General features: G+C 64.8%; 1 protein-coding gene. It reads right to left on the bottom strand.

The annotated features are described in order from the left end of the window. Positions 1–508 (bottom strand): hypothetical protein (locus R0J87_RS18475; RefSeq protein ID WP_498887997.1); only part of this gene is annotated, 508 nt, incomplete at both ends.

The following is a 508-nucleotide window of genomic DNA, read 5'->3' as shown; positions in this document are numbered from 1 at the left end:
CTCTCCCGCATCCAGTCGCCTTCGAGCACGATGGGGAAGAACTTGTCGTGGTTGATGGCGAAGATGGGCGACGGCGAGAAGTCGGTGTCGCCGCCATCGACCACGGTGAAGTCGTCGAGAACCGGGGTGTAGTGGATGGGCACGCGGCGGAACGTGGTCATGCCGTGGAACGGATCGAGGTCACGGCCGAGGTTGTCGTTCTGCTTGGTGGCGAGGTCTTCGTAGGCCACGAGGTTGTCGAGGCCCATGTAGATGTAGTACCGCGAATTGCCGGTTTCGATGTCCTTGACGAGCATCGGGGACCGGAAGTTGGTGGCGTGGAACGCCCGCCGCATCTTCTTCACGAAGTCGGCGTTGATCGCGGTGTAGGTCGCCGCGTAGTTGCGCCACTTGGCGTTGGCCGCGGTCGAGGCGTCGAGGCCGGCCTTGGTGGTGCTGGTGGTGCCGCCCGCGTAGCGGATGGTCTGCCCGTCGAAGCCCTCGCCCGAGCTGCCGTCGTTGCGGAGGC

Source organism: Halomonas sp. SIMBA_159 (assembly GCF_046536035.1).
In the GTDB taxonomy this organism is placed as follows: Bacteria; Pseudomonadota; Gammaproteobacteria; order Pseudomonadales; family Halomonadaceae; genus Vreelandella; species Vreelandella venusta_A.
This window is presented reverse-complemented; position numbering and strand designations above follow the sequence as displayed.